This window comes from Romboutsia sp. 1001713B170131_170501_G6 (assembly GCF_015668195.1).
Classification (GTDB): Bacteria; Bacillota; Clostridia; order Peptostreptococcales; family Peptostreptococcaceae; genus Romboutsia_C.
The window spans coordinates 26,160-40,980 of the sequence record NZ_JADPFC010000008.1; the positions used below are offsets into that span (position 1 = coordinate 26,160).

The 14,821-nt window shown below is 27.9% G+C and carries 13 protein-coding genes; all 13 read right to left on the minus strand.

The annotated features are described in order from the left end of the window. Nucleotides 1-34: 34 nt before the first annotated feature. Nucleotides 35-235 carry a 50S ribosomal protein L31 gene (gene rpmE / locus I4U89_RS13220; protein ID WP_092727659.1) on the minus strand — a complete coding sequence of 67 codons (201 nt, stop codon included), beginning with the start codon at nucleotides 233-235 and terminating at the stop codon, nucleotides 35-37. 116 nt (nucleotides 236-351) lie between these two features. After that, complete coding sequence (gene rho, locus I4U89_RS13225; protein ID WP_195940803.1) at nucleotides 352-1,857, minus strand: transcription termination factor Rho; 1,506 nt, start codon at nucleotides 1,855-1,857, stop codon at nucleotides 352-354. A gap of 258 nt (nucleotides 1,858-2,115) precedes the next feature. Next, nucleotides 2,116-3,117: a class II fructose-bisphosphatase gene (gene glpX, locus I4U89_RS13230; RefSeq protein ID WP_195940804.1), complete on the minus strand. Its 1,002-nt coding sequence runs from the start codon at nucleotides 3,115-3,117 to the stop codon at nucleotides 2,116-2,118. Between the two features lie 694 nt (nucleotides 3,118-3,811). Continuing rightward, nucleotides 3,812-5,530, minus strand: a complete 1,719-nt coding sequence (gene pepF / locus I4U89_RS13235; protein ID WP_442971138.1) for an oligoendopeptidase F — start codon at nucleotides 5,528-5,530, stop codon at nucleotides 3,812-3,814. A 616-nt stretch (nucleotides 5,531-6,146) separates the two neighbouring features. Then, nucleotides 6,147-8,516 (minus strand): stage II sporulation protein E, encoded by a 2,370-nt coding sequence (spoIIE, locus tag I4U89_RS13240; RefSeq protein ID WP_195940806.1) that lies wholly within the window; start codon nucleotides 8,514-8,516, stop codon nucleotides 6,147-6,149. An 87-nt stretch (nucleotides 8,517-8,603) separates the two neighbouring features. Further along, nucleotides 8,604-9,524 (minus strand): Ppx/GppA phosphatase family protein, encoded by a 921-nt coding sequence (locus I4U89_RS13245; RefSeq protein ID WP_195940807.1) that lies wholly within the window; start codon nucleotides 9,522-9,524, stop codon nucleotides 8,604-8,606. Nucleotides 9,525-9,652: 128 nt separating this feature from the next. Continuing rightward, nucleotides 9,653-9,937, minus strand: a complete 285-nt coding sequence (locus tag I4U89_RS13250; RefSeq protein ID WP_195940808.1) for an FtsB family cell division protein — start codon at nucleotides 9,935-9,937, stop codon at nucleotides 9,653-9,655. Nucleotides 9,938-9,943: 6 nt separating this feature from the next. Next, a complete protein-coding gene (gene yabQ / locus I4U89_RS13255) occupies nucleotides 9,944-10,438 on the minus strand; it encodes a spore cortex biosynthesis protein YabQ (RefSeq protein WP_195940809.1) in 495 nt (164 codons plus the stop codon). Then, nucleotides 10,439-10,693, minus strand: coding sequence for a YabP/YqfC family sporulation protein (locus I4U89_RS13260; protein WP_195940810.1), 255 nt, complete (start codon nucleotides 10,691-10,693; stop codon nucleotides 10,439-10,441). It lies immediately after the preceding gene. Between the two features lie 61 nt (nucleotides 10,694-10,754). Continuing rightward, nucleotides 10,755-10,997 (minus strand): RNA-binding S4 domain-containing protein, encoded by a 243-nt coding sequence (locus I4U89_RS13265; protein ID WP_195940811.1) that lies wholly within the window; start codon nucleotides 10,995-10,997, stop codon nucleotides 10,755-10,757. Nucleotides 10,998-11,090: 93 nt separating this feature from the next. After that, nucleotides 11,091-11,369, minus strand: coding sequence for an HU family DNA-binding protein (locus tag I4U89_RS13270; protein WP_092921443.1), 279 nt, complete (start codon nucleotides 11,367-11,369; stop codon nucleotides 11,091-11,093). 71 nt (nucleotides 11,370-11,440) lie between these two features. After that, nucleotides 11,441-12,895 (minus strand): nucleoside triphosphate pyrophosphohydrolase, encoded by a 1,455-nt coding sequence (gene mazG / locus I4U89_RS13275; RefSeq protein ID WP_195940812.1) that lies wholly within the window; start codon nucleotides 12,893-12,895, stop codon nucleotides 11,441-11,443. Nucleotides 12,896-13,104: 209 nt separating this feature from the next. Then, entirely contained in the window at nucleotides 13,105-14,718 is a 1,614-nt protein-coding gene (locus I4U89_RS13280; protein WP_195940813.1) for a putative polysaccharide biosynthesis protein, read from the minus strand. Nucleotides 14,719-14,821: the final 103 nt, after the last annotated feature.

Sequence of the window (14,821 nt, forward strand, 5' to 3'; positions counted from 1 at the left end):
AGGAGTTGGCTGCCCAACTCCATTTTTGTAAAGATTAGTCCATTTTGAATCTCTTCTTGAACTTGTCTATTCTTCCACCTGCTTCTATATTCTTTTGCTTTCCAGTATAGAAAGGATGGCACTCAGAACATATTTCTATCTTTATCTCGTCCTTAACAGAACCAGCTTTGAAAGTGTTCCCACAAGCACAACGTACTTCTACAGCTTCGTATTTTGGTTGTATATCTTTTTGCATTATATTCACCTCTTCTCAAATTTTATAAATTAACTATATTAATTTTTTCGTTTTGCATTATCAACTACACCATTATAACATAAGTTTTTTATTGGTACAAGCAGTTTTTCTTTAGATTAAATTCCTTTTATCGATTTGATAAACTCTTCATTATTCTTTGTTCTTTTTAATAATTCTATAACTTTATCTGTAACTTCTAATACAGAATTATTACTCATTTCTCTTCTTAATTTATATAAAGCTGACTTCTCTTCTTCTGTAAGTAATAGATCTTCTCTTCTTGTTCCTGACTTATATATATCTACAGCTGGGAATATTCTTTTTTCAGCTAGCTTTCTATCTAAATTAAGCTCCATATTTCCAGTTCCTTTGAATTCTTCAAATATTACATCATCCATTCTAGAACCTGTTTCCACTAAAGCAGTTGCAAGTATAGTTAATGAACCACCTTGTCTAATATTTCTAGCTGCACCAAAGAATTTCTTAGGCCCATGTAATGCTCCTGGATCAAGTCCTCCAGATAAAGTTCTTCCTGTTGGAGATATTGTTAAGTTATAAGCTCTCGCAAGTCTAGTTATACTATCTAATAATATAACTACATCCTTTCCATGTTCAACTAATCTTTGGGCTCTGTTTAATACCATTTCAGCTACTTTAACATGGTGGCTAGATACTTGGTCAAATGTTGAGTATATAACATCTCCATTAATAGATTCTCTCATATCAGTAACTTCTTCTGGTCTTTCATCTATAAGAAGTACTATAAGTTCTACATTAGGATGGTTTTTAGCTATACTATTGGCTACATTTTTTAATAAACTTGTCTTACCTGCTTTAGGAGGTGCAACTATTAATCCTCTTTGACCTTTTCCTATAGGAGATATTAAATCTATTAATCTAGTCGCTATATCATTTTGATGTCTTTCTAATGTAAGTCTTTCTTCTGGGTATATTGGAGTTAATAATTCAAAAGCCTTTCTTTGTATTGCTGTTTCAGGCTTCTCGTCATTTATTTTTTGAACATATAAAAGAGCCCTGAACTTTTCTCCTGTTTTAGGGTGTCTAGTTATTCCTTTTATCTTGTCTCCTGTTTTCATATTGAATCTTCTTATTTGAGAAGGTGATACATAAACATCGCCTTCTGTAGATAAGTAATTTGACCCTCTTAAGAATCCAAACCCATCTGGAAGTATTTCAAGAACCCCTACTACCTCATCATCTTTTGATGTGTTAAATTCATCTATTATTTTAGATTCATCTACTACCTTTTGAGTATAGTGTCCTTTATTATTTCTAGTATTATTATTTTCTATATGGTTTCTATGATTATTTTCTGTATTATTTCTTTGATATCTATTTTCTGTATTACGATTATTTCTATTTTCTTCGTTTCTTTGTTGACTATTTCTCTCTTCTTTAACTTCTATTTGTTTAACTTTCTGTTCTTTCTCTACACTGTCTTTTTCTAAACTTTCTTTTATTATATCTATTAATTCATTCTTTTTATACTTACTTATAGACTTTATGCCTATTTCTTTTGCTATCTCTTTTAACTGAAGTAGAGTCTTGTCGTCTAATTCAGATACTTTTATGTTATCTATATTCAAAAGAATCCTCCTCATCTATATCTCTTTATTATATCTTCCATTTAATCTATGGGATTTAAAGGTGTGAAAAAGAAAAGATTTACTTATAATTAATTTTTATAATATCACTTATCTTCTATACTGGTCAACATACAAACATGGCTATATAATAATTATTCTATATATTATATATTATACTATTTTTTAAAACTTTAAACTATCTATGCATATTTATATTTCCTCGATAAAAAAATATAGGCTTATTTGGGCAATAAACCTATATTTATTATACTTCTATTCCATATTATATTTTTTCATTAAATCTATTAATATATCATTTTTATCTAAATTATGTATTGCATCAACAAATCTTATAGTCCCTGTTTTTGCTCTCATAACTACAGACTGCGTCTTAGCCTTATTGTTGCCTATTTGTATTACTCCCTTTAATAAATCACCTTCTGTAATTCCTGTAGCAGCAAAGAATAATTCATCTCCTTTTGCTAAGTCATCAATAGTTAAAACTTTTTGTAAGTCCTCATCAGAGAATCCCATTTCATGGCATCTTTCTCTCTCTTGTTCACTTAAAGGATATATTTGACCTTCCATATCTCCTCCCATACATTTTATGGCAGCAGCAGTTATTACACCCTCTGGTCCTCCACCTATTCCCATAAGCATATCTATTCCTGTTTCTTCGAAGCAAGTAGCTATAGCAGCTGCTACATCCCCATCTCCAAACATTTTTATTCTAGCTCCTAGTTTTCTTGCAGCTTCTATTATATCATTATGTCTTTCTCTATCTTGAACTATTATAGTCATTTGAGTTGTTTTTTTACCTAAAGCCTTAGCAACATTTTTTATATTCTCTTCATGAGATTTATTTAGATCTATACTTCCCTTCGCCTTTGGTCCTACTATTATTTTTTTCATATAAGTATCTGGTGCATTTAATAAGCTTCCCTTAGCTCCCATGGCTATTACCGATATAGCATTTGGAAGTCCTTTAGCTATTAATGTAGTCCCATCTAATGGGTCAACTGCTATATCAACTTCCATACTCCCCTTAGTTCTCATACCAACTTTTTCACCAATATAAAGCATTGGTGCTTCATCTAGTTCACCTTCACCTATAACAACCTCACCATTTATTTTTATTGATTCAAAAGCTCTTCTCATAGCTTCTACTGCTGCTCCATCTGCTCCATTTTTGTCTCCTTTACCCATGAATTTAGAAGATACTAATGCAGCTGATTCCGTTACCCTAACAAGTTCTAGTGCCAAATTTCTATCCATAATATACTCCATCTCCTTAGTTAGTTTTACTAAGAAAAATTATATATTATATTCGTTAATTAGTAAACATGTGTATCACTTTTTATTATATAGTGTATTATAATAACCCTATACACATTAGTATGCTGTATTTTAAATATATTTTTCTTAATTTATCAGATAATAAATCAATATAATTATATATTTTTAATATCTTATAAAAATTTTATATAGAAATATAATTTAATTTCTTTAAAATAAAAAACTAACCAAAAGGTTAGTTTCTTACATCATAGCTGCTAATAATCCAAATAATGTCGTCATGCTAGTAGCAACAAGTACCACTACTACTGATATTGCTATAATTTTATTTTTTTTCTTTTGATCTTTTTTCGCCATTTATTCCACCTCAAATAAATTATTTATTATATTCTCTACAAATCAAATTAATGTATTATAAAAGTTATTCTTTAAAATCTGTCTTCTATATTCTTAGCTGCTATTATACCATATTTGTAAGTATCTTTTAAAACTACTTTTTTAATTCAATTATATCCGTTTTGTCTTAATCATATTAGATATGCTTTTAATAGCCTTAAAAAATCATTTTATATTTTTTATATAACTTTCTTTCCATTAATAATTAATTATATATAAAAAGCCCTACTTATAATAAATAGGACTTTTTATATAATTATATCACTAATAACCTATATTATTTAACTATAATCCTTTCTAACTCTTTAACTAATGAGTCAAATTTGTTTATTGTATTTTCTATAGGTTGTGTACTCGTTAAATCTACTCCTGCTTTTTTCAAAAGATTTGTAGGCGAATCCGAACTTCCTTTCTTTAGAAAATTAATATAATTATCTGATCCATTTTTTAAGATATCTTGTGCAAATGCAACACCTGCACTACATCCTGTAGCATATTTATACACATAAAAACTATTATAGAAGTGCGGTATTCTAGACCACCCTACTTTTGCTAATTGATCTAATTCATAATCTTTTCCATAATATTTTTGAAGTAATTTTCCCCAAGTATCATCTAATACTAGTGTATTTACAACCTCTCCATTTTCCATCATCTCATGTATAATTTTTTCAAACTCAGCATACATAGTCTGAATGAATACTGTGTCTTTTATTAAGTCTAAATATTGAGTTATATAATATGCCTTTTCTTTATCATTTGTAGCATTCTTTATTAACCCTTCATATAATAAGGCTTCATTAGTTGTTGATGCTACCTCATGAGTGAATATTGATGGACTTGAATTATAATAATTTTGATTTTTAGAGCTCATATAAGAGTATACTCCATGCCCAAGTTCATGAGCTAATGTAGATACTGAGCTTAAATTCCCTCCATAATTTAATAATATATATGGATGAGCATCATAAACAGATAAACAATATGCACCAGTTACCTTTTCATCTTTAGAATATACATCAATCCATCTTTCATTAAAAGCTTTATATACTATATCACTATATTCTTTACCTAAAGGTGCTAATGCTGAATATATAATTCCTTGTGCTTTTTCATACCCTATACTATTGTCAACACTATCTACTATAGGAACAAACATATCATAATAATATACCTTATCTAAATTAAGAGCCTTTTTTCTCAAAGATATATATTTATGCAAACTAGATGTATTATCACTTACAGTTTTGATTAGTCTATCATATACTTTGGTATCTATCCCATCACCTTTTAAATACATATCTAAAGAGGACTTATATCCTCTTTGAGTAGAATAAAATATATTCTTATTCACTTGTCCTACTAATAGCCCTGCTAAAGTATTTATATTATCATTATAAGATACAAATTCATTTTGATAGGCTACTTTTCTTTCATTTCTATCAAAAGATTCTAAGGCTTGACTATACTCAGATGGATTTAAATTTGTTTTTTTGTCCATATTTCTAAAAAGTTCATATATATACCCTGGTAATGATGTTATTTTCGATACATCTGCAAGTATATTTTCTGAGGTTTGGTCTAGATAATAATCTTTAGAACTTCTGATGCTTGATAAATATCTATTATATTTATTTTTTATTTTCTTACTAGATGAGATTTCTTTAAATTCTTTATCTGATAATTTTAGAACTTCTAATTCTAAACTTGAACATACCATTCTATAGTCTTTATACACATTATCTAATTTTTCATCCATCGCTAAGTATTTATACGAATTTTTACTTATATCTTTTTTTAATTTTACATATCCTCCAAGCTTATTTAATTTTATATCTAATTTTTCTTTTATTTCTAGTGCAAAATCCAAATGAGTCTTAGACTTTGTAACTTTACCTATATAATTTTTTAATTCCTTTATGTCTTTTGTAAATTTTTTTAAATCTTTTTCCCATTCAGCATCATTTTTATATAATACTTGTAGATTCCAACACATCTTATTATAGTCAATAGGTTTCCTATTTTCTTGTTTAGTTTCTTCTTGATTATCTATTGCTATAATACTTTTATTGTACAAAAAATCATTACCATAAGATGTTTTTGGCATAGCTCCTATACAAAAAACAGATATAGACAAAATCATAATTGCTTTATAATATATTTTATTGCTCATAATAAGCCATCCTTTCAATAAAATCTACTTACTTATAGGATGGCTTTTTTGTTCCTTATTATTCAACTATTACCATTTTAAATATTTATACATAAATACTTTATCCACATACTTATCAACATATTAACAATCTATATTACGACAAATATTTAGTTTTTCCAATATTCTTATTCTATCAATTTTTTTTTGATTTTAGTTTTAGATATACTTATTAACAATTATTTAATACTTATCAACAAGTTTTTGTAAGTTATTCACTTATATTGTTAATAAATATCTTTAGTTTATTTGTATACAATTTCATTGTATCAAAAAAATATTTTTTTACTTATTGTTTTACTTTGTCGAACTTTGTGTTTTCAATATATATAGACTAATATTGTTCAATCCTAAACTTATCCACATTTTAATAACATATTATTAACAATATGTTGATAAGTTAATTTTTATATATCTTGGTAACTAATACTGTCATATCATCCTCTATAGTTTCTCCTTGCATTTCAAGAGATTTATCTAGTATTAAACTAGCTATTTCTTTTGGATTGGTAGTTTGTATATCTTTTATGAAATATATTAACCAGTTATCACCCATATTGTTATTCTTACCAGCATCTAATATTCCATCAGATACCATAACTATATAATCACCATCTTTAACCTTTGTAGTCTTTCTATCTAAGTTTATATCACATAAAATCCCCACCGGTAATGATGATGATGATATTAAATCTATATCTTTATTATCTCTCATTATATATGTAGGGCATGCCCCCATCTTTATAGTTTCTAGTATTCCTCTTTTTAAATCAACTATTCCTAAATCCAATGTAGAAAACATCTCATCTGACGATTTTAATAATAACATGTTATTAATTGTGTTAATAACTATTTCATCCTCAATTTTGGCATCCATCATTTTTTCTAATATGTCTATAGTTATAGATGATTCTTCATATGCTTTTCGACCTTTACCCATTCCATCACTTATGGCCATCATATATTTACTATCTCTTATCTCCATATGTGTATAATTATCCCCACATAATATATGTCCATCTTTTGACATTGATATCACTTCAGTTATAGCTTTATATTTTTGACTTCTGCTAAAAGTTATTTTACATTCTTGACCTAAAGATCTACATCCAACCTTTTGAGCAGATACACTAGTTCCCATATAATCCGATATAATATGCGTTAGCTTTTTATCGCATAAACATCCATCTACACAATTATTTTTATTTATTACTATTTCAAAGTCATCATCACTCTTTGTTATATAATTTATCTTGTTTACTGTTATATAATTTCTTTCTAATTCATCTTTTAAATCATTTTCTTTCTCTAAATCTAGTACAATATTATTTTCTAAGTCATAAGATATAGATTTCATAGACTTAGATATACTTCTTATTTGGTTTGCTATTAATTTTCTACTTTCTGAAAATCTTACTGTCCAGTTATAATCTACTAAAAATAACTTATAATAATTATTTATTGTTTTTATTACTCCCTCTGGAGTTATGCACTCTTTTATGAAATCCTCTGGTACACTGTCTATTTTAAGCTCCCCTTCTTCCTCTATACTTTGTAATATTTCATTCATAAGAGTATATGTATAATTAAATTTTAAATCCCAGCATCTTCTTTTCATTCCACAGTTTTTACATTGATCAATATAAATCATATCTATTATACTTGCTATGTCCTTTTGATCTACAACTTTTTCTTTTTCTCTAATCTTATCAAAAGTATCTGCTATACTATCATAAGCTTTGCTCATATTTAATAATCTATTGTTAGTTAAGCTTTTCATTCTATCTATATAGTCATTAACCACTTCATTAGAATTCATATTAACTCTTATTCTATTTTCTATTCTATCAAAAGCTTTCTTTGGTAATAGTAATACTATTAAACACCCTATTAACATATCTCTCACTTGTTGAATATCCAATCCAATACCTAAACTATAACCATACATCATAAACCAAGATAATATATATCCTATTATACAAATATATTTATTTAACCTGTTAAAAGCCCCACTTATTAATCCCGATACAGAGAACACCCCCATATATATAGCATTAGTTATATTGCTTATCATAAATGCTATTCCAACTATGACCCCAGAAGTAGCTCCCATGGCTGCACCCCCAATAATAGATGCCATGAGAATAAGTATTGTAGACAAGACTGTTTTTAAAGATACTCCTAAAATATACATATCTCCAATTCCCATAATACTTAAAGTAACTATTATACTTAAAGATATAATTTCTTCTACATTCATAGTTATTTTCTTATTAGAATTACTCAGTAAATCAATGCCATAAGAGAAAATATATATTCCGATAAATACTATAGATGATTCCATAATTGCTATAAAAATATCATATATATATCTATTAGATAAAAGAGCTTGTCCAATAGATATAGGTAATATAATAAAAGTTCCCACAAGAGCTATCTTCCAGGTTGAATTAATAACTTTAATTTTCTTATTTATTGACATATATATAATTAAGCATAAAATATACTTCAAAATATAAGGCATAGTATTTCCAGATAAGACTATTCCTAATAATGTTGCCATAAAGGCAGGAAGTCTGTATTTTTCTATCTTAGATACATATATGAAAAATGCTAACCCCAAAGGTGCTATAGTATCCATCAAAATAGTCCTACTTAGCAAAAATGCCATAGATATAAATACAATTGTGTTTAATTCCATATATCTATTAAATTTTCTATAATTAACTTTAATAGTTTTATCTTTTAATTTTACTGAACTCTTCTCCATAAAAAATCCCCCTCTTTTGTTTATAATGAGATTGTAACAAAAGGGGGGTAATGTTTTTGTCATAATGAGTTCTTCATAATAAAAACATTAAGACATATTTTTTGATTTTTGACAGATTAATCCTTCCAAATTATCGTATTCACTTACAATTATTTTTTGACTTTCTAGTTTTTCCATTATTTTATCTAGTATTTTTACACCAGCAGTTATAATATCTGCTCTTTTGGGCTGTAATCCTTTTAATCTTTTTTTATCATTTAGTGTCATATTCTTTAAACTTTGTAGAACTATATCTATATCTTTTTTGCATACTTCACTATTATGTATTTTTTCCATAGAATATACTTCTAATTCCTGGTTCATCGCTGATAAAGATGTTATGGTTCCACCTATACCTACAAGACAACTTATATTGCAACTTTTTATATACTCTAATGTGTCTTTTAATGTATTTTCTATAAACTCTTCCATATCTTCAAATTCTTTATTATCTATTGGATCCTTTTTTAAGAATTTCTCTGTCATCCTTAAAGCTCCTACATTCTCACTTTTAGCAAAACTTATTCCTTCTCGGTTTCCAATTATAAACTCTGTTGATCCTCCACCAATATCTATTACTAATATATTATCTTTTTCATTTAGACCTTCTAATGCACCCTTAAATCCTAAATTTGACTCTTCTACTCCACTTATTATTTCTATCTCTATGCCTGTTTTTTCTTTAGCTAAGTCTATAAATTCATTTTTATTCTTGCTGTCTCTTAATGCAGAAGTTCCCATTGCATATATTTTTTCACAGCCTTCTTCTTTACATATATCAGAGAATGTTGCTAGTGCTTTTATATTTCTATCTATAGCTTCTTTGTTTATATATCCTTCTTTATCTACACCTTGTCCTATTCGTGTAGTATTTATAAACTTTTTCCTATTTTCTATCTTACCATTTATATAATCGGCCACTAAAAGTCTCATTGAGTTTGTTCCAATATCAATTGCTCCTATTTTCATTAGTATATCTCCTTTGTCTTTTTTATTTAGTAATAAAGTTCAACTGATTTTTTAACTATATATGTTAATTATCTCATATTATATGCATTCACATAACTTAAATATTTTTCACCTAAAAAGAAGGTAACTTAGTTACCTTCTTTTATATCAATATATATGATTTCCCCTGGCTTAACCATATTTAAGCGTTCCCTAGCCATAGACTCTAAGTCGTTATTACTCTTTACTTTTTCAGCCTCTTTTATTTCTAACTTGGTCTCTTTTATTTGTTCATTAAGGCTATAAATTTCTTCTTTATATTCCTTATACTTTTTTAGTTGAAATATAAATCCACTCATCATGCCTACTATTATGACCCCTAAAAATAATGTTAATACTATAAATTGGCTCGAAAATTTTTTCCTTAAGTTCATATTGACCTACACCTTTTTTCTTATTTTTATCTTACCTAATGTTTTTCTCTTTACTCCCCTATTTATAAGTACAATCATATTAGGTATATAAAATATCATATCAAATAAAAAGTGTAGTGTGTATATCATAACGTAATACAAATTCTTCAAAATACTGACTATGTACTTTATAGTATTTTTGATTAAAGTTGTTAAAATATATAATATCTTATTCATTATTGTTAAAACAAATTTACTTATGGTGTTGTAATATAAAATAAAACCAAGAAATAAAGCTACAAAATGATAATATCTAAGTTCAAAAGATTCTATTGCATTTACGGTTATAAAAACTGTTATTGTAGTTAAAATCCAAAATAATGCATCAAAAACTAAAGAGCAATATTTTATAAATTTAAAATTTGATTTTATGACTTTATAAATATCAAATAACATGCCTACAACTATCCCACCGTAAATAGTTGCAAAAAAATAACTAGCATCTTGAGTAAACGGAGTCATCTACTTAAACACCTTCTTAAAGAAGCTTTCTTGTGTCTTTCTTTCCTTAGAGTAAATTATAGCATTTATAGTTCCATCTATATTTATAACTTTCTCGTCTATGCTCAGTTTACTCATATCTAGGTTTTCACCTTCTATTACCATTTGACCTGCACTTGTTTTAACTTCTACCTTTTTATCACTAAAGGAGTAGATGTGCTCTACACCAGAAACAATTAAATTGCTCCTATCCTTTAAGGTTATATTATGTTCCATAGTATCCCCCCAGTAAATTTTCAATTAATACTACTATAAATATACTGAGGATATCCTATTTTTATTCTACTATTTCATACATTTCTTTTGCATCATTTTTTAATACATGCTCTCTTATTTCACTTATCTTTACCTTCATAACTTTTTCTCCAAAAGTTATTTCTAATAAATCTCCTACATTAACTTCTGATGAAGATTTTGCAACTTTCCCATTTATAGTAACTATCCCCTTATCACAAGCCTCTTTAGCTACCGTTCTTCTCTTTATTATTCTAGACACTTTTAAAAATTTATCTAATCTCATTATCTAAATTCACTTCCTTAAAAAATAAAATTATGTTTATACAAGTATATAGAAAAAGTGTGGTATAAAATTCCACACTTTTTAATTTAATAATTATCCATTTATTATATCTTTAAGACCTTTTCCAGCTTTGAATACTGGAGCTTTAGAAGCTGGTATTTCTATAACTTCTTCTGGGTTTCTTGGGTTTCTTCCTTGTCTAGCAGCTCTCTCTCTAGTTTCGAATGTTCCAAATCCTACTAATTGAACTTTTTCTCCACCTACTAATGCTTCTTCTACTGACTTCATAAAAGCATTTAATGCTGCTTCTGCTTCCTTCTTAGTTAATTCACTCTTTTCTGCCATTTTTGCAACTAATTCAGCTTTATTCACGATACTTACCTCCTAAAAAATTTATATAATAATAGAATTCTTATTTTTAAATTCTAGTTTTTAGCTAAAAATTATAACTTATTAGCTTTTGCTTCATTCCAAAGATTGTCCATTTCTTCAAGACTCATATCTTCTAATCTTTTGTTTAATTTTCTTGAGCCTTCCTCAACAAATTCAAATCTATTTATGAATTTTTGACTTGTAAGGTTTAATGCTTCTTCTGGATTTATACCTAAAAATCTGGATAAATTTACTATTGAAAATAATAAATCTCCTAGTTCTTCCTTTATGTATTTTATATTTCCTTGTTTGTGTTCGTCAAGTAATTCTTTGTATTCTTCCTCAACTTTTTTTAATACATCATCAATATTGTCCCAGTCAAATCCTACTAAAGATGCTTTATATTGTATTTTTTCAGCCTTTGTAAGTGCAGGTAAATATTTAGGTATTCTTTTTAATCCTTCTGTTACGGTGTCTTCACCTTTTTCTTCTTTTTTTAACTCTTCCCATGTTTTATCAAATGTATTCATATCAATTTCTTCATTTTTGAAAACATGAGGATGTCTATGTATAAGTTTTTTGCATATACCAGCTACAACTTCTTTTAAATCAAATAATCCTTCTTCTTGTCCTATTTGGCAGTGGAATATAACTTGTAAAAGGATATCTCCTAGCTCTTCTATCATTTCATCTATATCATCATTATCTATAGCTTGACAAAGCTCATACGCCTCTTCTATGACATATTTTTTTAATGATTCATGAGTCTGCTTTTTATCCCAATCGCAACCACCTGGCCCTCTTAAAGTATCCATTATTTGATATAAGTCATTTACTGTATTATACACTTTTTTAGAGCTTTTTGGTATATATAAACTCGTTAAATAATCAAATTTATTTTCCATTCTATCTAGCTCGAATAAAGGTACATATTTCTTACTTTCTAGATTTTTGACACCTGCACCACTTACTATACATACTTCTTGATCATAATCATAATACTCCATTAATTGTAGCTTAATATTTGAGGCTATAAAGCTATCATATATTTGAGTTATTATCATTGCAGTATTTGTATCTATATAAGAATTTTGTATTTCAAATGCATCTATCAACTTAAATCCATCTGCAGGGTCTACTGCTAAGTAGTTAAACATAGCGTCTACAAAACTCATAGATGCAATTGTTTCTACTTCTATGCCTTTTTCTCTTGCCATAGATTCTATTATACCCACAGACTTTTCTGCAACCCTTGGATGCCCTGGGACAGCATATACTAAATCTCCTTCTTTAGATGTTTCTATTATAAATTCTGAAATCTTTGTATATACGTCTTCAAAGTTTTCTTCTTTTTCATAAAAATAATCTAGAGAAGTATATTTTATAGATTCTTTTAGCTTGTCCACTGTTGGATGTTTCTCTGTTCTTAAGAATATCTTTTGAGCTGACTGTAAGACTTCTAATGCTCCCTGACTAATTAAAGAATAATCTCCTGGGCCAAGTCCTACAATACTTATCTTACCCATAATACCACTCCTCTTAATTTATTTCAATTATTAGTTATCTTATAAAGATATACTAACAAATTCATAAATATTATGTTCATGAATTTGCCTTTTTATTTAATTTTAAGGAAATTATGCCTAATACTAATAAGAATTAGGCATAATTTTTTAACTATATTTAACAACAACTATAATTATTTTAGCATAATATGTACTATAGTAGTGTGTTTCTATTTCATAAGTTTAAATTTTTTAAGTATTCTATAAAGTTTATCACCTTTTGGAATAGTTAATAATTCATCTTTCTTAATTCCACCTATGAATATAAGTACTAATCCATAAATAACAGCACCTATACATATTGAGATTGCTGTAGATAATGTATTGCCTAATATTCCAAATAAGAATCCATAGCTTAGCTTAACAACTATAAACATACTTATAACTGTTATTAATGGCTTTATAATAAATTCTGTTGGTGAGAATCTTACTTTCATCACGTTTCTTATGTAAATAATTTCGATTAGTGCTGCTACTAGATATGCAGTAACTGTACCTAAAGCTGAACCTAATACATTTATTTCATATATACCTGTTAATGTATAACTTATTACTACCTTAAATAGCATACCCATTAATAAAGCTATTACAGGTACCATTGGTTTACCCATACCTTGAAGTATACCATTCATTGTTTGTATTAATCCTAAGAATACCACACATGGTGTAAGTACTAATAATATAGTTCCTACGTATGCTGGCTCTTTAGGATATAATAAATGCATTATCGGACCTGCTAATGATGCCATACCAAATGCCGCTGGTAAAACTATTAGTAAAGTTACTTTTATAGCTGTCTTTGTATCTTTTCTTGCCTTAATTTTGTTGTTAATAGCATATGATTCTGATATAGATGGAACTAAACTCATACTCATAGATATTGTAACAACTGATGGTAAGTTAATTATAGACATAGCTAATCCTGTTAATTGCCCAAATAAAGCTAATGCTTGATTAGGAGTATATCCTGCCTCTGTAAGTCTTCTAATAACTATTACGCTATCTATCATGTTTACTAAAGGCATAACAGATGCACCTATTGTTATAGGTATAGCTACTACCAGAAGATTTTTTATTATCTTAGATACTGCTTCATCTTTGAAATGAGCACTAGCTTCTTTCTCATATTTACGTTGTTTTCTTTGTCCTAAATAAACTAGTATTAAATAACCTATAGATGCTAGTGAACCTATTGTAGCTCCCATTATAGCCCCTGCAGCTCCTAGCTTTGATCCAAAGTTTTCCATTAAGTAATAAGCTAATCCTATTCCTAATACAACTCTAAATAATTGTTCAAGGATTTGAGATATAGCTATCTTTGTCATTTCTCTTTTCCCTTGGAAATATCCTCTATAAGATGACATCATTGGTACGAATAAAAGCGCTGGTGATATAGCCATCATAGCGTAGTATGCACCTGGATTTTCCATTATGTCATTTACTATGTAATCTGCTCCGAAGAAGAATATACAGAATGCCACTAAACCAGTTATAAATAAAACTGTATAGGACACTTTAAAAATTTTATGAGCACCCTTATGGTCTCCAATCGCGTTCTTTTCTGAAACTAACTTTGCAAGTGCAGTTGGAAATCCTGCTGTTGCTAGTGTTAAAAATAAAGTATATACAGGATATACAGCTTGGTAATATCCCATCCCCTCTGCCCCAATGAAGTTACCAAGAGGTATTCTGAAGAATGCCCCCATTATTTTTACAATTATACCTGCTAATCCAAGTATAAGGGCACCTTTTAAGAACGAGTCTTTGTTCTTGTTATTATTCATAACACGACCTCCATATTTTTTGTATAACAAACTTTAATATATCATATATTCAATAGTATGTTCAATATATTACTATAACTTTAAATAATTAGCTTTATTCATG

Excerpts from the sequence above, each read along its gene's own strand:
- yabQ (WP_195940809.1), bottom strand. The coding sequence starts at position 10,438 with ATGACTCCGTTTACTCAAGATGCTAGTTATTTTTTTGCAACTATTTAC.
- I4U89_RS13260 (WP_195940810.1), bottom strand. The coding sequence starts at position 10,693 with ATGGAACATAATATAACCTTAAAGGATAGGAGCAATTTAATTGTTTCT.
- rho (WP_195940803.1), bottom strand. The coding sequence starts at position 1,857 with ATGAGGAGGATTCTTTTGAATATAGATAACATAAAAGTATCTGAATTA.
- I4U89_RS13245 (WP_195940807.1), bottom strand. The coding sequence starts at position 9,524 with ATGAAAATAGGAGCAATTGATATTGGAACAAACTCAATGAGACTTTTA.
- spoIIE (WP_195940806.1), bottom strand. The coding sequence starts at position 8,516 with ATGGAGAAGAGTTCAGTAAAATTAAAAGATAAAACTATTAAAGTTAAT.
- rpmE (WP_092727659.1), bottom strand. The coding sequence starts at position 235 with ATGCAAAAAGATATACAACCAAAATACGAAGCTGTAGAAGTACGTTGT.
- I4U89_RS13280 (WP_195940813.1), bottom strand. The coding sequence starts at position 14,718 with ATGAATAATAACAAGAACAAAGACTCGTTCTTAAAAGGTGCCCTTATA.
- mazG (WP_195940812.1), bottom strand. The coding sequence starts at position 12,895 with ATGGGTAAGATAAGTATTGTAGGACTTGGCCCAGGAGATTATTCTTTA.
- I4U89_RS13265 (WP_195940811.1), bottom strand. The coding sequence starts at position 10,997 with ATGAGATTAGATAAATTTTTAAAAGTGTCTAGAATAATAAAGAGAAGA.
- glpX (WP_195940804.1), bottom strand. The coding sequence starts at position 3,117 with ATGGATAGAAATTTGGCACTAGAACTTGTTAGGGTAACGGAATCAGCT.
- I4U89_RS13250 (WP_195940808.1), bottom strand. The coding sequence starts at position 9,937 with ATGAACTTAAGGAAAAAATTTTCGAGCCAATTTATAGTATTAACATTA.
- pepF (WP_442971138.1), bottom strand. The coding sequence starts at position 5,530 with ATGTGTTGGAATCTACAAGTATTATATAAAAATGATGCTGAATGGGAA.